At 55.9% G+C, this 17,195-nt stretch carries 18 protein-coding genes; 4 read left to right on the forward strand and 14 right to left on the reverse strand.

Going from position 1 to position 17,195, the window contains the following annotated elements:
* Positions 1 to 41: 41 nt before the first annotated feature.
* The 13 genes from OR573_10745 to OR573_10805 all read right to left on the reverse strand — a co-directional run bounded on the left by OR573_10745 (position 42) and on the right by OR573_10805 (position 13,244).
* Positions 42 to 3,239 (reverse strand): DEAD/DEAH box helicase family protein, encoded by a 3,198-nt coding sequence (locus OR573_10745; protein ID XGA78987.1) that lies wholly within the window; start codon positions 3,237 to 3,239, stop codon positions 42 to 44.
* 30 nt (positions 3,240 to 3,269) lie between these two features.
* Positions 3,270 to 3,437, reverse strand: a complete 168-nt coding sequence (locus OR573_10750) for a hypothetical protein (GenBank protein ID XGA78988.1) — start codon at positions 3,435 to 3,437, stop codon at positions 3,270 to 3,272.
* A gap of 10 nt (positions 3,438 to 3,447) precedes the next feature.
* A complete protein-coding gene (locus tag OR573_10755; GenBank protein ID XGA78989.1) occupies positions 3,448 to 4,404 on the reverse strand; it encodes a GIY-YIG nuclease family protein in 957 nt (318 codons plus the stop codon).
* On the reverse strand, positions 4,401 to 4,694 hold the full coding sequence (locus tag OR573_10760) for a hypothetical protein (protein ID XGA78990.1): 294 nt from the start codon (positions 4,692 to 4,694) through the stop codon (positions 4,401 to 4,403). The genes OR573_10755 and OR573_10760 overlap by 4 nt, the downstream gene beginning before the upstream one ends.
* A 73-nt stretch (positions 4,695 to 4,767) precedes the next feature.
* The gene (locus tag OR573_10765) at positions 4,768 to 5,964 is read right to left on the reverse strand and encodes an IS4 family transposase (GenBank protein ID XGA78991.1); all 1,197 of its coding nucleotides are present in this window, start codon (positions 5,962 to 5,964) and stop codon (positions 4,768 to 4,770) included.
* A gap of 183 nt (positions 5,965 to 6,147) precedes the next feature.
* Positions 6,148 to 7,743, reverse strand: a complete 1,596-nt coding sequence (locus OR573_10770) for an IS66 family transposase (GenBank protein XGA78992.1) — start codon at positions 7,741 to 7,743, stop codon at positions 6,148 to 6,150.
* 56 nt (positions 7,744 to 7,799) lie between these two features.
* Positions 7,800 to 8,135: an IS66 family insertion sequence element accessory protein TnpB gene (gene tnpB / locus OR573_10775; protein ID XGA78993.1), complete on the reverse strand. Its 336-nt coding sequence runs from the start codon at positions 8,133 to 8,135 to the stop codon at positions 7,800 to 7,802.
* Between the two features lie 32 nt (positions 8,136 to 8,167).
* Complete coding sequence (locus OR573_10780) at positions 8,168 to 8,488, reverse strand: hypothetical protein (protein ID XGA78994.1); 321 nt, start codon at positions 8,486 to 8,488, stop codon at positions 8,168 to 8,170.
* 78 nt (positions 8,489 to 8,566) lie between these two features.
* A complete protein-coding gene (locus OR573_10785; GenBank protein ID XGA78995.1) occupies positions 8,567 to 9,598 on the reverse strand; it encodes a restriction endonuclease subunit S in 1,032 nt (343 codons plus the stop codon).
* Between the two features lie 253 nt (positions 9,599 to 9,851).
* Entirely contained in the window at positions 9,852 to 11,828 is a 1,977-nt protein-coding gene (locus OR573_10790; protein ID XGA78996.1) for a class I SAM-dependent DNA methyltransferase, read from the reverse strand.
* Between the two features lie 158 nt (positions 11,829 to 11,986).
* On the reverse strand, positions 11,987 to 12,427 hold the full coding sequence (locus tag OR573_10795) for a hypothetical protein (GenBank protein XGA81728.1): 441 nt from the start codon (positions 12,425 to 12,427) through the stop codon (positions 11,987 to 11,989).
* Positions 12,428 to 12,439: 12 nt separating this feature from the next.
* On the reverse strand, positions 12,440 to 12,574 hold the full coding sequence (locus OR573_10800; protein ID XGA78997.1) for a hypothetical protein: 135 nt from the start codon (positions 12,572 to 12,574) through the stop codon (positions 12,440 to 12,442).
* Positions 12,575 to 12,614: 40 nt separating this feature from the next.
* Positions 12,615 to 13,244 (reverse strand): Spy/CpxP family protein refolding chaperone, encoded by a 630-nt coding sequence (locus OR573_10805; protein XGA78998.1) that lies wholly within the window; start codon positions 13,242 to 13,244, stop codon positions 12,615 to 12,617.
* 267 nt (positions 13,245 to 13,511) lie between these two features.
* On the opposite strand from OR573_10805, the gene OR573_10810 reads away from it, so the two are divergent.
* The 4 genes from OR573_10810 (at position 13,512) to OR573_10825 (ending at position 15,973) form a co-directional block, all read left to right on the forward strand.
* Complete coding sequence (locus OR573_10810; GenBank protein ID XGA78999.1) at positions 13,512 to 14,267, forward strand: glutaredoxin; 756 nt, start codon at positions 13,512 to 13,514, stop codon at positions 14,265 to 14,267.
* A gap of 87 nt (positions 14,268 to 14,354) precedes the next feature.
* Complete coding sequence (locus OR573_10815) at positions 14,355 to 14,723, forward strand: copper resistance protein CopC (GenBank protein XGA79000.1); 369 nt, start codon at positions 14,355 to 14,357, stop codon at positions 14,721 to 14,723.
* A 3-nt stretch (positions 14,724 to 14,726) separates the two neighbouring features.
* Positions 14,727 to 15,626: a CopD family protein gene (locus OR573_10820; GenBank protein ID XGA79001.1), complete on the forward strand. Its 900-nt coding sequence runs from the start codon at positions 14,727 to 14,729 to the stop codon at positions 15,624 to 15,626.
* Between the two features lie 71 nt (positions 15,627 to 15,697).
* Positions 15,698 to 15,973 (forward strand): metal-sensing transcriptional repressor, encoded by a 276-nt coding sequence (locus OR573_10825; protein XGA79002.1) that lies wholly within the window; start codon positions 15,698 to 15,700, stop codon positions 15,971 to 15,973.
* On the opposite strand, the gene OR573_10830 is transcribed toward OR573_10825, so the two are convergent.
* Positions 15,964 to 17,169 carry an MFS transporter gene (locus OR573_10830; protein XGA79003.1) on the reverse strand — a complete coding sequence of 402 codons (1,206 nt, stop codon included), beginning with the start codon at positions 17,167 to 17,169 and terminating at the stop codon, positions 15,964 to 15,966. The genes OR573_10825 and OR573_10830 overlap by 10 nt on opposite strands.
* Between the last annotated feature and the right edge of the window lie 26 nt (positions 17,170 to 17,195).

Consider the following 17,195-nt stretch of genomic DNA (forward strand, 5'->3'; position numbering starts at 1 on the left):
TAACGTGATCAAGCCACTGCCCATCTAGCCGTTATCATACGCTAGAAGCGGTTATCTGGCTGCCGCCCCGCCAGCAGCCTGAGTATCAGCAAGGCAAACTGCCGCCCCGTTTCTGCGTTTTCCAGCAGCGGCATGCTGAGTTTTTCGTGGTCGGTGAGGGCATCCAGCACGGCATCGGTCACGCGCTTGGGGAAGAGGCCGTGCATGACCTGATCCTCGCTGTGGTTATTGACCTGAGCCATCACGGCCTCATCCCGCTGGATGCGGTCGGCAATGCCGTTGGCGAAGTGCAGCTTGTCATCGTCGCTGATATCGGCGCCGTAAAGATCGTTCAGACGCTCGATGATCTCGTTGAGGCGCTGGGTTTCCGGGTCATGGGGTTTGCCGGAGCCAACCTCAGAAATCGGTTGTAGGCCGTAGTCGCCGTCCTCTTCTTCCAGTGACAGGCGCTGTTCGGCGCGCTTGGTCAGCCGGTAGCTGTCCAGCTCAAGCTCGCTGACGTCGATGGGGTCATCCACCAGCAGCCGGTCGATTCGCAGCAAGGGGTAGAGGTGCTTGGCGTAGACGCACAGCTGCTCCAGCTCGGTATCGTCAAAGGCGATGATCTGGCTCAGGAATTCATAGGTACGCACAAAGCTCTGCAGGTTCTTGCGGAACAGATCGAGCTCATCGCGGGTCTTGCCAGCATCTTCCAACTCCTGCTCGGCGCGTTTGATGCCTTTATCATCGCCCTGCTGCTCAGCCTGACGGCGAGCGTCTTTCCAGGTAGCCTGCTGCTCGACGATGACCTCGTAACGCTTTTTAAAGCGCTCCTGGGCAGGCTGACAGTGGTAGCTCAGCCGCGAGGCCGGTGCCTTGGGGTCGAAGAAAGCCGTCGCAAAGGCCTCGACTTCCGGCCAGTGATAGATGCCACTGGCATCCAGGGTGCGCTTGAGGTCATACACCACCTGGGGATCGGAGACATCCGCCAGCTCCGCTTTGCGGTAATACGGGGCGAAGGCGTCCAGAATTTCCTGCGCTTCGTTGTAGAAATCGAGGATAAAGGTCTGCTTGCCGGGGAACAGGCGGTTCAGCCGTGAAAGGGTCTGCACACAGTCCACGCCCTGGAGCTTTTTATCCACGTACATGGCGCATAGCTTGGGCTGATCAAAGCCGGTCTGATACTTGTTGGCGGCGATCATCACATTGAAATCGTCAGTATCCAGCGCCTTGGCCAGATCCCGCCCCCGCACGTCGGGGTTAAGCAGTTGGCTGGTCTCGGTGACCTCTTCGGGAATCACCTCATCGGCTGGGACGCTGCCGGAAAATGCCACCAGGGGGTGAACGTCCTGGTAACCCTTGTCTTCCACATACTGGCGCATGGCCAACTGATAGCGCACCGCTTCCTGGCGGCTGGCGGTGACCACCATGGCCTTGGCTTGGCCATCCAGCAGGTGGCGCACATTGGCGCGAAAATGCTCAACAATCACCTCAACCCGCTGGGCGATATTGTACGGGTGTAAACGCACCCACTTGGCCAGGGTACGCGCCGCTTTTTTGGCATCTACCTCAGGGTCGTCTTCCTCGCTGTGGGCCAGCTTCCAGGCAGTGCTGTAGGTGACGTAGTTACGCAGCACATCGAGAATAAAGCCTTCCTCAATGGCTTGGCGCATGGAATAAAGGTGAAACGGCTCTGGCGCGTTATCAGCGCTGGCGGGCAGGCTGGGGTCGGGCACTCGGCCAAATAGCTCCAGCGTTTTCGCCTTGGGCGTGGCGGTAAAGGCGTAATAGTTGATGCGCTGGTTGGGGCGGCGTGAGGCAACGGCGGCGTCCAGCATCATCTCGGCGCTGATCTCTTCATCGTCGTCAGCCGCTTCCCCTCCAGCCGCCAGCAGGGCTTTCAGCTTGGTGGCGGAGCTTCCAGTTTGCGAGGAATGCGCTTCATCGGCAATCACCGCGTAGCGCCCTTCGGCCAGCGTAGGCCTTTTATCCAGCGCATCAAACAGCGCCGGAAAGGTCTGGATGGTGACGATGATAATGCGGGTGTTACTCGCCAGCGCCTCGGCCAGCTGTTCGGACTTGCTCTGGTTGCCTACTTCGCGGGTGATCGGGCAGACCACCCCGTGGGCGTGCTCAAACTGATAGATGGTGTTCTGCAGCTGGGTATCCAGCACGATACGGTCGGTGACCACAATCACTGAATTGAAGCGCTTGTGCTGGCCGCTTTCGTCGTAGAGGTTGGCGAGTTGATGAGCCAGCCAGGCGATGGAGTTGGATTTTCCCGAACCGGCGCTGTGCTGCACCAGGTAGCGCTGGCCGCCCTCCTCGTCCTGGGTGGTATCAACCAACTGGTTGACCACTTCCCACTGATGGTAACGCGGGAAGATCAGGGTTTCCTTGGTCTTGCGCCTCCCGTGGAAGTCTTCACTGGTTGTCTGTTCCAGATGCAGAAAGCGCCCGAGTATTTTCAGCCAGGCATCCGTGGCGAAGACCCGTTCCCACAAGTAGGCGGTGGCGTAGTGGTTCTCATCTTGAGGAGCGGGGTTACCGGCCCCGCCGCCTGGGGTGCCCTGGTTAAAGGGCAGAAAAAAGGTGTTCTTACCCGCAAGCTGAGTGGCCATGGCCACCTCGGCCTGGCTGACGGCAAAATGCACCAGGGCGCCGCGCTTGAACGCCAGCAGCGGCTCGACCTTGCGTGTCACCGGGTCTTTCAGGGGGCGATCGTTGCGGTACTGGCGCTTGGCGTTTTCCACCGACTGCTTGAACTCACTTTTCAGCTCCAGAGTGGCGGTCGGAATGCCGTTGACGAACAGCACCAGATCCAGACGGGGATTATAACTTTCGCCGCTTTTGCCCTTTTCGCGGGCATGGGGCGAGTAGGAGACTTCCGGCACCACTCGCAGGCGGTTGGCCTGGTAGCGGGCAAGCGCGTCCGGGTTCATGGCATGGTCAGGCTTGAAGCTGCACAGATCAAAGGCCACCCCCGGCACCTTGAAGCCGTGACGCAGCACATCCAGCGTGCCCGCCCGCTCCAGCTCACGCACCACCTTCTGCACAAACACCTGCTCAGACGCTTGCGGATTGGCCTTGCAGAACTTGTCCCAGCGCTCGGGCCAGGCGTCCTGCACGTAGCCCAGCAAGTCTTCGGTATACAGCGCCGTGGCGCGGTCATAACCGCTGGCCGTACCCACCCGCCAACCACCGGCGGCCATGGCGTCGATGATATCCTGCTGGAACTGCGCTTCCTTGCTGTTGGCCATGGTGTCTCCTAATCAGCGTGTGTCATTAGCCTAGCGTTCATTTGCATTATCAGGTGCGTCCTCACCAACGAAAACGGGCTTGCCATCCTGCCAAAACACCGCGTATTGGCCCAAGCGACGTTTGCGCTCTAAGGCGTCAGCCACTGCAGTGCGAAGGCTATCCAGCATTTCTTGAGTATCAGGTGAAAGTTGGGTCATGTTGATTTCCCTATTGCTTCTCTGCCGCTGCGCTAACCTGCTGGTCTTGCCATTCACCATACGCTTGGCCGGTGCTTTCTACTTTCCAGTCAAAACGGCCATTGGCGGCTCGACCTGCCACCATTGCTGCTGCTGGACCTGGGCTGCTGAAAGCATAATCGCGGGTAAAGCGTTTAAAGCCATTGCCGTCATCCATCAGCACACCTTCATCACATAACTGCTTATAGAGGTGGCGGTAGCTATGCTTCAGATCTATCCACTCTTCACGAGCCAACGACCCTTCAAACACGACAAAGTCTCCGTCAATGACCTGTGCAAAGGCAACAATGGCGTGCTTTTTTATGTCCATACGTAAAGGTGGCGATTCCGCCGCGTCGGCGACGTTACCGGCTGTTACCGAACTTGGGTTGGCAGTGCTTGGTGAGGGTTGTGATGCACGTGTTGTGGCGTTGCGTAGAAAGTCCAACCCTAGCACCGGCAAAAAGGTGCGGATTTGCTCTATGAAGAATGCCATGTCAGCGCGATCAGACTCTGGCAGGTTACTATATTCGTGAGCGGTGCCGTTGATGAGCTTGCAGCGTCCCGCCTGATTGGCATTCAGGATCAGCAGGCTTTCCAGGTATTTGACGTGGGCCTTGGTGAGGTTTTGATCCTTGCTGGTGACCAGGCAGACCTTCTCCCAGAAGTCCTTGCCGCCTTTATCTTCTGGCCGGTTGTGCTGTTTCAGGCGGGTGCCCACGTCATCGCTCTCGCCGATATACACCTGCGGGCGTGGGCTGCCTTCCAGATCAGGCCCCACCAGAAAATAGATACCGGTGCGGCCGCACTCGGGGCGCTGCACCAGTTCCGTCAGCTTTGTACGCGGGCCAGTGAGTACGTGGCCGGTCCAGTTCATGATCTCGGCGGTGAGCAAGCCGTTGGGCGTGCCATCTACCAGAAACAATCGAATACTGCGCCCCTGCATCATAACGTCTCCTGTTGGCTCGCCACTTTGACGTCAGCTCCCTCCGGAGGCTGCCACCCGCGCACATCAATCTTGCCGGTAACAGCGGCAGAAATTAGGGCAGAGCGTCGCTCTTGGAGATTAGATACTAGAATTTCAGCTTTGTATTGCAGCTTCGCCATCTTACCTAAATCATCATCGAGCCTAGCAATAATAGCTTTCTGCTCATCATAAGGTGGCATTAAGCAGTAGCTATCACCAATTCGGTCTTGGCCAATGTTCGGGTCTTTCCTCGAACTCTCAGCACCAATCATCCAGTATGGCCGGTAGAATTGTAGGTAACGATGGAGGTAGCCTGAAACCTGAAGAATCCCCACGAATTTGGCGCTATGCGTCGCATAATGCCTGATCGTGGGCTTCTTCTCTCAGGCTGGCCTTCAGCGATGTCCAGCAAGGCCAGGGCACAGCGCCGGAAGGTTGTCGACGCAGCCATTCCAGCCCAAGGCGCCATACCGATAAAACATTGCGATGATTGATACTGTTGCTCTGGTAGTGTTTCTGCTGCCCTCTGGTTTTCACGCCCAGGCCAGCGACCATCATCGCCATATTGGCCAACATCGCGATCAGCAGCAGGATCTCGATACGCCTGCCCTGACGCGATTGATGCATACCAAAGCCCAGCCCAAAAAGGGGGCTTTTGACGTCGCGAAAACCTTCTTCGATCTGCATTCGTTGCCGGTAGATGGCGACCACTTTTTTCGCCTGTGTCGAGCGCTTCGGCAGATTAGTGACCAATACCCAGGGTTCTTCCTGACGGCGGGCGATGGCTCTGCTCGCACTGTCCTGAGAGGCCTGTCCACGCTTGTTACGATCTTTACGCCCCTTGGGCGATTGGTGATAGAGCACCATCTGAGTCGTCAGTGGGTTGCTGCGCGCTATCTGAACTTCTCCAAGGGCACTGGGTACCGAGGTGGCTTGCTGAAACAATGAACTGACCGCCTGCCACGCTGCACCGGATGCCTGATAATGGGTGGGGCTACGTACACGCCCGACGTAATACCAGCCACGCTTCTCTACAGCGCGAAACCACGGGTTACGAAAACCGGCATCGGTCACCAGCACAGGCGTTGCCCCTTCAGGCAACAGGCGGGCAATGGCTTCTAATAGATACGCTTCGCAATACGCACATCCATTTTTGTGATGAACCTTTTCAAAGATCGGCAATGAGCGCCCGGCAAAGGGGATAGCAGCACGCAGCAAAAATTGCTGCCCATAATGATCGATAGGCGACCAATCGACCAGAATCAGGGGACGTGTCATATGACCGATCAACACATTAGCCACCAGCCAATAAAACAAGGGGCGCTCCTCGTGCAAATGGTGGTTGCCCAATAGCCGGTCGACGCGCTTAATGGTATGCCGAGGCGCTACCGGCCCTGGCAAAGCACGCCCGAGCGCTGTTAACCCCAATCGACGATCCGTCAGCAAGGCACCCACCGTATCCAGAAGTGCTTGAAGACGTTTGGCATGTATTGAGGGGAGTGCTGATGTGAGCCAATTGTGTAAGAATCGTGGGGCCTGCATGGGTCTCCTTAGGCATATTGTTTGTTTGGCGATTAACAACATGCCGACTCATGCAGGCTCCTTCAACATTACCTGCTGATTTTATTGAAATATTTGTGGGGATCCCTCAGGCCTGAAACAAAGTTCTGATTAGGTAAAAAGTAAGCGCCCTTAAATCGACACACTTGACCTAGCCGTGTTCTTTCACTTTTTTTCGGCGGGCGCCAAGTTCACGTTCCAGGGCAGCAGCGTTTCCAGTGCCTCTAACGTATCAGCGGTGGCGATGTGCTCCAGCACATAATGGATATAGGCAGCAGGCTCCAAGCCATTGGCTTTTGCCGTTTCGATGAGTGAATAACAGGTGGCACTGGCGTGAGCGCCGCGGGAGGTATCCGCGAACAGCCAGGCTCTTCGACCAACGGCAAACGGGCGAATGGCGTTTTCTGCCAGAACATTACTGATATGCAGGTCGCCGCGCGCACAATAGCCGATGAGGAAGTCCCATTGGTTCAGCGTATATTCCATCGCCTGACGCGTCAGGCTGCCTTTCATGACGCGGGTAACATTAGCCTCTAGCCAAGCCTTGAAGGCCTCAAGACGCGGAAGGCTCAGCTCCTGGCGGACACGGTAGCGTTCCACTTCGCTGAGATCCTTGATCTGCCGTTCGATGGCGTAGAGTTTGTTGATATGGCTAAGCCCTACCTCGGCCTTGGCCGGCGTGGCGCCCTTGCCTTTCGCGTTGACCTTGGCTGCCTTAGACGCTTCCACGAACTTGCGTCGCGCATGGTCCCAACAGCCAATGCGGGTAATGCCGTTGGCACGGCATACCTGGCCGTAACCGGCGTAGCCATCGGCCTGCAGGATCCCTGAGAAGTCGTCGAGTAGGCGCACCGGCACGCTGCCGCCGCGGGACGGGTCGTAGGCAAAGAGCACCGACGGTTGATCCGGTGGGCCACCTCGGGTGACCCACATCCATTTATCTGACTGAGCGGTCTTGCCGTCTTCCTTGAGCACTTGCAGCCGCGTTTCATCGGCTTGCAGATACGCGCTGCTGTTTTGCACTTCGCGCATCAGCGTGATCAAGGGCGTGAAGACGTCATTCAGGCGGATGATCCAGTTGGCCATCTGCGTGCGGCTAACAGCGTGGCCTAACCGCTTGAACATGCCTTCCAAGCGGTACAGCGGCAAACCGTCTGCGTACTTGGAGGTGATCACGTACGCTAGCAGTGACGTCGACGCCGTGCACTTGCCTAGCGGATGAACCGGACGCTCCGCAGTAAGGAGATGGTCGTTGCCCTCAAGCGGGAACACCGCTTTTTCCTGCCAGTATTCGAGGACTTTCAGCTGCGCGGGGATGAACTGAAGCTCTTCTTTTACCTTGGCGAAGAAGGTCTTGGTCGCCCCGACTTTTTCTTCTTCGCTGAGCGTAAGCTCAATACGCTCACGGACCAGAGTGTCGGAGAAGCCACGTTGGCGACGTTGACGTGAGGGACGCGGCGCGTCTTGCTCTTCGACATCGTCGGGTAACTGATCGCGTAGCGCCTCGATGTCAGCTTCCAACTCCGTCTCATCGAACAGATGAGCCTGGTTCGCAGACTTTTCACTGCGCGCGGCGAACTGCTGAATGCGCTGCAAGCGCAGCTTCTCTTCGAGCAATTGAATATAGAGATTACGTTGCTGTAACGCCGTCTGTTGAGCCGTCACCTGTTGCTGAAGCCCCGCCACAAGAGCCACTACCTCAGCGGCGGAGAGGCCACTGAGATCAGGCAGTTGGGAGGAGACTTCGGGGTGCTTTTTCATGGGCCAATGATACCAGATTCGGTGTGTTAAAGCACTGAAAATAAGAGCTTTATGGCCTATCCGACGCTGTCGTAATGCAGTGTTTTATGGCCGCGCATCAGGGTGATATCGTAGCCATCCAACAGCCAGTTGATCTGCTCGCCAGTCAACGCCATAACGTCATCCGAGGGGCCGGGCCACTTGAAGCGCTCCTCGGCCAGCGCCTTGTAGTAGAGCACGAAGCCATTGTCTTCCCACATCAGGCACTTGATTTTATTTCGCTGCCGGTTAGTAAAGGCATACAGCGCCCCGCTAAAGGGGTTGTGTCCCAGTTCTTGCTCCACCAGTAACGCCAGGCCGTTGGCTTGCTTGCGAAAATCGACCGGTGCGCGGTACAGGTAGATCTCGGGCATTTCCCACGCGGGGCGTAAATAGCGCGGCCGCTTCACAGTTGCCTCAGGATATCGCCCAGTAACGCCACGTTGCCCGCGTGCAAGCCCGTGACCGTGATACCGCCGGGCAGTGATACCGTAAGCCCCGTGGAGTCTATTTCTTTTGCGGTGCCGGTATTGGGATATGCGACGGTGGCAAAACCGGCGACTGGCTCTTTTGTTGACGATGCGCTGGCCAAGAGCTTTTGACGCCAGTAAGAAAACTGATGGTACTTTAGCGCTTGTTGCTTGCAAAACGCCATGCCGGACAAGCCAGAGGTTTGCCATTCGGTGACTTGTTGCTGCCAATATTGCTCACGTTCTTGATGCGTCATGACACCCCCTCACAAAGATCTGATGGCATCAGTGTGAGGGGATAAAAGCGAGAGCGGTAGATGCCGGTTTAAGGGCGCTTACGGTAAAAAAGCACAAAGAGCTTGGTTAATAGCGGCGTCAAAATCAAGCAACCCATTTTTACCAATGGTTCCGTCACCACCGTACATAGCAATAAGAACAGATCCCTTCGGCACCATTCGACAAGAGGTTTTTTGGAGAGCTTTCAGCGTTACGGAAACCTCATATCTGGTTATAACACCATCATTAAGATCTAAGCTTCGAAGCCATGGTATCCCCCCTCCATAGAACGCTTCCTGTTGCGATGAAGGTGGCGTACCTCCGCTAGTTGTCGAGATATACCATTTTATTTTACCAACACCCCAATGCTCGGGCACTTCCCCCAGCCACTCTACCCCGGAGTCTTTCATCGGCACATCGGGGTCGAGCCCTTTGGTGACAGCATGGGAAATCACCGCCTGGCGCTTTTCCTTGAGCAACTCAATTAACCGCTGCTGCTCTTCCACCAAGGCGTCGATGCGGGCGGTTTCGTGGTCGAGGAAGTCCTGAATTTCAGCCTGTTCCTTAAAAGGAGGCCAGGCGATGGTAAAATTTCGAACAAACTCATCCGGCACACGCTTCTGCCCCCCTGCGCCGTACATCGATGACTCACCTAGCACTCGAAACGGCTCTGAAGAGACGACTCGATAAAGGTAATTGCTTGTAGTCAACTCAGCCTTGGGCCGCATGACAGTGAGCTCGGTTGTGCCAAAACCAACGCGATTCTTAAGACCGCGCATGACAGCCCCTTTTCCATTTTCGAAGCAGGGTGTGATCTTTGCTATGGTGACATCTCCCTCTCGAACATAGGTATACCCTGCCAAGACCTCATTTATTGGTCGGGTTTGGTCAAGTGAAAGCGACCCATCATCTCCCACGGCCTCCATGGGAATAAAACTGACGTAGCTCTTGGCTGGCAGAGAGCGCACTTCAGACTTGGAAGGGTTAAGCTCAGCAACGTATCTCAGGCGTTTTACCTCCCAATGCGTCGGCACTTCCCCCAGCCATTCAACGCCGGAGTCCTTGTATTCTGGATATGCTGAGTAGGTCATGCCTTGCCTCCTCCCCAGAAAGAAACGGTCTTATCCAGCTGTCTGATTATAGCCACAAAAAAACCCGCCAAAGTGTGCTTCTGTGAGAGGCATGGCGGGTATGTCATCAGAGTGGATGTAAAACACTTGCTAAAAAAGTAACCCGCCGGTTTGAGGATGCTGCAAAGAACAGAGCCTTGGCGGGTTTTGTTGCAGAAAATCATAGACGGTGATGCCCATATTATCAACTGCTTATTCAGACGGTTTTTCATCGTCATGCCGATAGCTCCTCAATCATCTGCTTGATCTTGTCGGTGCAGACTTTGAGGTCGGCGTCGATTTCCTCCAGCGGGCGCGGGGGCGTGAACTGGTAGAAATGGCGGTTGAAAGGAATCTCGAAGCCGACAATGCCGATGCGGCCATCCAGCTCGTCGCGCTTGTTCTCGTCTATCCAGGCATCGGGTACGTGGGGCTTCACTTCCCGATCAAAGTAGGCGTAGACCGACTCGCCATAGGGCACGTTCTCGTTATCGCGCAGGCCGCTATCGGGCTCCGGGTTGCCGTGTTTGTCGAGGCAGATATCTGAGTCCGGGTCACGCTCGAATAGCGCATTGAGAATGGCCTTTTGCACTGGCACGCCGACCTTCAGCCCTTCGGCCTTGAGGGCGTTTTTCAGCGCCTTGGTGAAGGCATCGCGGTTGGTATAGCGCTGTTCACCCAGGCTTTCACAGGCGGTTTTAAGCGCGGCTTGCTCGGCGTCCGCCAGCTTCTGAATAGGCTTCTCGTCATCCAGCCGGGCCAGGCGCTCGGCACTGGCTGCAAAGTTGAGGCGTAGCGGCCGTTCGACAGTAATCCGCCGATAACCAAAGGTTTCTACCGGGAAGAGCTTACTTTCATCGGTTTCTTCATAGGCGCCATACAGGCGCACGATATCGTCAATGTTGCGGTCGGTGATGTATTGGCGCTTGCTGCCCAGCGACTTGCGCATTTTGCTGGCCCGGCCGGTGGCGTTGATCAGCTGTACCTTGCCCTTACGCTCGGCGGGCTTGTCGTTGGAGAGCACCCACACATAGGTGGCAATGCCGGTGTTGTAGAACATATCGGTGGGCAGGCCGATAATGGCATCGACCAGATCATGCTGTAGCAGGTAGCGGCGGATCTCGGATTCGCCACTGCCCGCCCCGCCGGTAAACAGCGGCGAGCCGTTAAGGATGATGCCGATCCGCGAGCCGCCATCCTGACGGGTACGCATCTTGGCCACCAGGTGCATCAGAAACAGCAGCGAGCCATCGGAAACCCGCGGCAGGCCAGGGCCAAAACGGCCGTCGTAGCCGCGCTGTTTATGCTCATCGGCGACCTGCTTCTGCACCTTTTTCCACTCCACCCCAAACGGCGGATTGGACAGCATGTAATCAAAGCGCTCGCCCGCCAGTTGGTCGTCAGAAAGCGTATTGCCCAGCTTGATCTGCTCGACTTCCTGGCCCTTGACCAGCATATCGCCTTTGCAGATGGCGTAGGATTCCGGGTTAAGCTCCTGGCCGTGCAGCGAGACGGTCACGCCCTGGCTGACCTGCTGAATATAGTCGTCGCTCTCGGAAAGAAACCCGCCGGTGCCCGCTGTCGGGTCATAAACGGTGACGATACTGTTGGGCGTGAGTTTTTCTTCCTGGCCGGTCAGCACTAGTGAGGTGGTCAGGTGGACGATATCGCGGGGCGTGAAGTGCTCACCAGCAGTCTCGTTGGAGCTTTCAGCAAACTTGCGAATCAGCTCTTCGAAAATGCCGCCCATGCCGTGGTTGCTGACCCGCGCCGGGCTCAGGTCAATTACCGCGAACTGCTGCACCACCTTGTAAAGCAGGTTATTGGCGCTGAGCTGCTGAACAAAGCTCTCAAACTCGAAGTGCTCGAAGATCTCCCGGGCGCTGTGGCTGAACGACTGCACGTAGCTCATCAGGTCATCGCTGGTCTGGGTGTCGGACAGCGACCCCAGCGCCAGCGGTGAGGCATTGAAAAACGGCTGATCCGCGGCGCGCAGTAACAGCTTTTCGCGCACGGCTTCCGGTTTATGCTGATGGGTGTCGGCAGCGGCCAGCACCTCGGCCTTGGTGGGGGCCAGCACACATTCCAGACGACGCAGCCGGGTAAACGGCAGGATGATGCGGCCATACTGGGACTGTTTGAAATCGCCGCGCAAAAGATCAGCGACCGACCAGATAAAGGCCGCCAGCTGAGAGTGACTTTCCGTGTTCACGGTGCGTCTCCACGTCTAAGAACAATGAATGATAGATGACAACATCATACACAGCTTGACGATAGGGATCAGCGGGCCGTCGATAAGTGCCACTGGTTCAGGTTGTGGGGCTACGACTATCGCCCCACAAAAATATAGCCCCACACAAAAATGCTTGATTACAGCGTCATGAATGGCTCGTCTTGCTGTTGTGTAAATGCGTATACCTGATAGGGCTCACTTTGTGGCCCCGGCATCCCCGGTGTGCCAGTTGGCATACCGGCTAAGCCAATACCGTCAATATCAGGCTGTTGGTCAAACAGTGCCGTAACGGCTTCCACCGGAACATGCCCTTCTATCCAATATTTTCCCAGCTTAATGGTGTGGCATGAGCCCAGGCCATGAGGTACGCCCGCTTGCTGCTTGACACTACCCAGTTCAACGTCATCTACAACGGTTACGTCAATGCCCTGCGCTTCAAGGTGGCGCGCATAGGCATCGCAGCAGCCACACTGAGGGTTTTTATACAGCGTGGCTTCTGCTGGCAAGGCCGCCTGGGCAGTTGCCGCCCCTAATAACATGGAGCCAGAAAGCAAAAGCGTGGTGGTCATACGTCGCATCATGTTTGGCTCCTAACGTGAACGGCTGAAGAGATACTTGCCAAGTGCGGCAATCGCAAAGCCAATTAACAACAACATGGCTATCGGCATCAACCAGCCTAACCATCCCATTGACCCCATAAAAGCAAAGCAATCGGCATTCATCATGGCGCATTTACTCCTGAAACAGAAAGATGTTCAGCCAGGCTTATTGCTGGCCTTGGTCATTGAGACCGCCGTGGCCTGACATATTGCCTCTCATCTGGGCGCGTTGCTCATCGGTCAGCAGATCCTGCATCTGATTACGCATGCGCACACTATCGGCCATCATCTCACCATGCAGGCTGGACATCTGGCCGTGCAGCGCCTTCACTTCCTCTGGGTCTGGGCGTTCAGCACGCATGAGTTCCATCATGTCATCGCGCATATTCATCATTTCACCCATCCGCTGCAGATGATTGGCACGATGTTCCTGGCGCATTTCACGCATGCTGCTCCTCTGCTGCTCGTCAAGCATATCGGCCATGCCAGCCATCGATCCCATTCCGCCCATCATGCCGGGGCCCATGCCGTTCATCATGCCACCCATCATCATGCCAGAACCCATACCACCCATCATCATGCCAGAACCCATACCACCCTGGCCGTTCATCATGCTGCCCTGACCTTGGTTCCCCATGCCGTGCATCATCATGCCGGAACCCATTCCGCCCTGGCCGCTCATCATGCCACCCTGGCCTTGGGTTCCCTGATGCATACCTTGAGCGAGCGCAGCGCCGCTTGCCGTCGCAAGGCTTGCCACCAATGCCAAAGCCATCATCTTATTATGCTTAATCATGTTATTTTCTCCCGTTATGTTGCAGGTAAAGAGCTCGCCTTACTCCTGTTTTTTGTCGATAAAAAGGAAGAAAGCAGAACTACTTTGCACTATCAGCCTACAACCTATGGGCCGCACCAAGGTCAAGAAGAAACGCCATTTAACTATTCAACATTGCCACAGGTCATTTTTCTGGATCATTTTCAGCTCGCATAAAAACTTGACTTATAGGCAGCCCAAGGCCCTAAGCTGGTAGATACATCCTTGAGTGACATCAGGAGGCTGATCATGGCATCCACCACGCCCTCTACGGCGCGCGTTTATCGGATGAAAACAGCGGAGCATATGTGTCCGTTTGGTTTGAAAACGGTCGACTTGCTAAGGCGCAAAGGTTACCAAATCGACGACAACCCGCTGACCTCGCGCCAAGAGATCGACGCGTTTAAAGAACAGGCAGGCGTTGAGACGACCCCTCAGGTATATCTGGGCGATGAACGCATCGGTGGCTATGAAGAGCTGCGTGAGCACCTGGGGATGAGCGTTCCCGATGCTGATACCACCAGCTACAAGCCGGTGTTGGCGATTTTTGCTACTGCACTGTTGATGGGTTTTGCCATCAGCTGGGCGGCTCAGGGTTCCCTGTTCAGCGCCAGAATGCCAGAATACTTCATTGCTACCGCCATGGTGCTGCTAGGCCTGCAAAAACTGCAGGACGTGGAAAGCTTCAGCTCCATGTTTCTTAACTACGACTTACTGGCACAGCGTTATGTCCCTTATGCATATCTCTACCCCTACGCCGAAACCCTGGCGGGCCTGCTTATGCTCGCTGGCGCCTTGATCTGGCTTGCCGCGCCACTGGCGCTGTTTGTCGGCACGGTAGGCGCCGTATCGGTGTTCAAGGCAGTGTATATCGACAAACGTGAACTGAAATGCGCCTGCGTCGGCGGTAACAGCAAGGTGCCTCTGGGGTTTGTATCACTCACCGAAAACCTCGTCATGATGGGGATGGGCCTATGGATGCCATTGCGTATACTGCTTGGATAATGGGCTAATATCTTCAGTCGCTAGTGTGTAAAAGCTGTTTGAAAAGCATTGCCCCAACAACTCATTACAAGACGCAAGGAATTAAACATGAGCAATCGCACCAGAATCTTTCCGGCCAGAGCGGCCTTAGCGTCATTGTTACTGACATTGGCAGTACCGGTACTGGCTCATCAGGAAACCACCGAGACCTCGCCGGAGAATGGCACCACTGTAAACGGGTCTCCTGAACAGATTGGTGTTGTGTTTGATGGCGTGATGCGGATTACCCAGTTTGAGGTGACAGGCCCTGACGGTGTTGTGCGCCTTGAGAGCCAACCAGGCAATGAAGAAGTTGAACGCTTTTTTGCCAAACCGCAGCAAGTGCTTCCCGCAGGAGACTACGAGGTCAACTGGCGTGGCCTATCAACTGACGGGCATATGATGTCGGAGAGCTTCAACTTCTCGGTTGAGGACTGACCTGTGGCCTGGTGGTCAGCCATCAAGGAGATCGACGCCTGGAGCGCCATGATGATTGGCGTGGCGGCTGGGGTCTATCTGAGTGCTCTTATTGCTATGGGAGCAGTGCTGTTTCGTCTGGCGTTTCCGACCCTTCCTGATGACGAGCAAAGGCGTGTCGCCCGTATGGGCATTATCACCGCCTGGGTGGGGATTGCTCTGGTGATGCTGCAATGGCCATTACAAGCCGGTTACCTGGGAGGCGGCAATATTACCGCTGCCACTGACCCTATGCTGCTCGGCATTGTGTTTGAGAGCGCCCAAGGTACCCGCCTGATGCTTTCAGTGATCGGGCTGTTGCTGGTTCAGGCATTTCAGTTTAATCAACCCGCCCTACCCAAGCTCAATATCAGCCTGAGCCTGGCGGGCATCCTGCTGTTACTGCTGGCATTTACTCAGGTCGGGCATAGCGTGAATTCCCCACGCCTGCTGCTCGCCGGCTTATTGATGGTGCACCTGCTGGCAGCGGCTTTCTGGGTGGCGTCACTCTGGCCGCTTTACTGCCTGGCAGGCAGCCGTCACGACCCAGCCAACACTGCGCGAATACTTAGCCGCTTCGGGCAAATTGCCATGGTAGTGGTGGGCTTGTTGGTCATTGCGGGTATCACGCTGGCAGCATGGCTAACCGGTGGGCCTGTAGCACTATTGACCACCGATTATGGCCAGCTGTTGGCCGGTAAAATAATGATAGTCGCGATACTGCTGCTGTTAGCGGCGGCCAATAAATGGCGCTGGGTACCCGCCTTTGAACGTGGCGACGTCAACGCTTCCCGGCGGCTACAACGCAGTATTGCCGTAGAGATTCTGCTGGTGATGGTTATCCTGCTGATCACCGCCATACTGACAACAACCACCTCACCGTAGCCCTGGCAGTACTTGGCGACGCGTGTGAAGATGTTTCATTTATTCTTTGGGGATAACAGCAGGAGCGGACAATGACCTCACCCCCACACCAGAGCCATCCTGATATTATCAAACGCCTGAAACGCGCCAATGGTCACCTGCAAAGCGTCACCCGGATGATTGAGGATGAGCGCCCCTGCCTCGATATTGCCCAGCAGCTACATGCTGTTGAAAAGGCCATTCAACAGGCAAAACGAACCTTGATACAGGATCATATTGACCATTGCCTGGAAACCTCGCTGGATGAAATTGACCCACAACAGCAGGTAAAAATAGAGGATTTCAAGGCAATTGTGCGCTATCTGTGAACGGCAGACGTTGCATTGCGCACAGGCCATAGCCGCATCGCTGCCAGGGTGGAGGCCAAGGCTATCGTTCCCAGAACGGCAAACGCCACCGCCATACCCTGAGAAGCCCCAAGCCAGCCGGCAAGGGGGTAACCTATCAGCCAGCAGGCATGGGAAAGTGAAAACTGCGCGGCAAATAGAACGGGGCGCTCGTCAGCCTGGCAGGACTGCTTCAATAGCCGCCCGCTAGGCGTCATGACCATCGACGCCCCCGCTCCCAACACAAACCATAACAACAGCAAGCCATAAAAATCGGGAGACAGCAGCCCGCCGAATAAGGAAGCACTCATCAGCATCCCCCCGGCCAGCATCACAGCCCTCTGGTTCAACCGTTTGAGCAGGCGAGGCATTGATAGCGCGATCAACATCGAACCACTGCCCGCCGCCGCAAACGCAATCGCCACATCGGCCTCCCCCGCTTCAAGCACATGGCGCACATAGACCACAGTATTGACAATCTGCATGGCCCCAGCAGAGGCGACGGCCATATTCAGCGCCAATAAGCCTCTTAACCTGGGGGTACGCAAATAGATACCGATACCCTGGGTCAATCGCGCCCACACGCCCCCGACTACCTTGGCTGGTGCCTGTGATGAGGGCAGCGAAACACTCACCACCAGCAGCGCCGACAGCATAAAAGCAGCGGCGTTAAGCACGAATAACGCATTAAACGACATGACCGCCAATAACATGGCAGCAGACAGCGGGCTCAACAGATTTTCCAGGTCATAGGCAAGGCGCGACATGGAAAGCGCTTTAGTATAACGACGCTCATCTTCAAAAATATCGGGGATAGTCGCCTGAAACACGGGGGTAAATCCCGCTGAAAACGTATTAAGAAGAAAAATAAGCACGTAAACCTGCCATACCGCTGTGACAAACGGCAAGCTGACCACCACCAAGGCGCGCATCAGATCGAGCGCTACCAACAGCGCACGCCGCGGCAGCCGGGTGGCGTAAGCGCCTACTACAGGGGCCACTCCCACATAAGCGATCATCTTGATGGCCAGTGCGGTACCCAACACCTCACCCGCACGGTTTCCCGCCAACTCACTGGCCAGCAAGGCAAGCCCTACGGTGGTCAAGCCGGTACCGATCAGGGCAATCACCTGTGCCGAGAAAAGATGGCGATAGCGCTTATCCTGAAAGAGTTCCATGGCACACCTTACGCGAACAAACACGC

Source organism: Halomonas sp. CH40, assembly GCA_041875495.1.
Taxonomy (GTDB): Bacteria; Pseudomonadota; Gammaproteobacteria; order Pseudomonadales; family Halomonadaceae; genus Vreelandella.

Bases quoted from the DNA above. Each gene is read 5' to 3' on its own strand.
- OR573_10745 (XGA78987.1), bottom strand. From the start codon at position 3,239: ATGGCCAACAGCAAGGAAGCGCAGTTCCAGCAGGATATCATCGACGCC.
- OR573_10750 (XGA78988.1), bottom strand. From the start codon at position 3,437: ATGACCCAACTTTCACCTGATACTCAAGAAATGCTGGATAGCCTTCGC.
- OR573_10755 (XGA78989.1), bottom strand. From the start codon at position 4,404: ATGATGCAGGGGCGCAGTATTCGATTGTTTCTGGTAGATGGCACGCCC.
- OR573_10760 (XGA78990.1), bottom strand. From the start codon at position 4,694: ATGATTGGTGCTGAGAGTTCGAGGAAAGACCCGAACATTGGCCAAGAC.
- OR573_10765 (XGA78991.1), bottom strand. From the start codon at position 5,964: ATGCAGGCCCCACGATTCTTACACAATTGGCTCACATCAGCACTCCCC.
- OR573_10770 (XGA78992.1), bottom strand. From the start codon at position 7,743: ATGAAAAAGCACCCCGAAGTCTCCTCCCAACTGCCTGATCTCAGTGGC.
- tnpB (XGA78993.1), bottom strand. From the start codon at position 8,135: ATGCCCGAGATCTACCTGTACCGCGCACCGGTCGATTTTCGCAAGCAA.
- OR573_10780 (XGA78994.1), bottom strand. From the start codon at position 8,488: ATGACGCATCAAGAACGTGAGCAATATTGGCAGCAACAAGTCACCGAA.
- OR573_10785 (XGA78995.1), bottom strand. From the start codon at position 9,598: ATGACCTACTCAGCATATCCAGAATACAAGGACTCCGGCGTTGAATGG.
- OR573_10795 (XGA81728.1), bottom strand. From the start codon at position 12,427: ATGCGACGTATGACCACCACGCTTTTGCTTTCTGGCTCCATGTTATTA.
- OR573_10800 (XGA78997.1), bottom strand. From the start codon at position 12,574: ATGATGAATGCCGATTGCTTTGCTTTTATGGGGTCAATGGGATGGTTA.
- OR573_10805 (XGA78998.1), bottom strand. From the start codon at position 13,244: ATGATTAAGCATAATAAGATGATGGCTTTGGCATTGGTGGCAAGCCTT.
- OR573_10810 (XGA78999.1), top strand. From the start codon at position 13,512: ATGGCATCCACCACGCCCTCTACGGCGCGCGTTTATCGGATGAAAACA.
- OR573_10815 (XGA79000.1), top strand. From the start codon at position 14,355: ATGAGCAATCGCACCAGAATCTTTCCGGCCAGAGCGGCCTTAGCGTCA.
- OR573_10825 (XGA79002.1), top strand. From the start codon at position 15,698: ATGACCTCACCCCCACACCAGAGCCATCCTGATATTATCAAACGCCTG.
- OR573_10830 (XGA79003.1), bottom strand. From the start codon at position 17,169: ATGGAACTCTTTCAGGATAAGCGCTATCGCCATCTTTTCTCGGCACAG.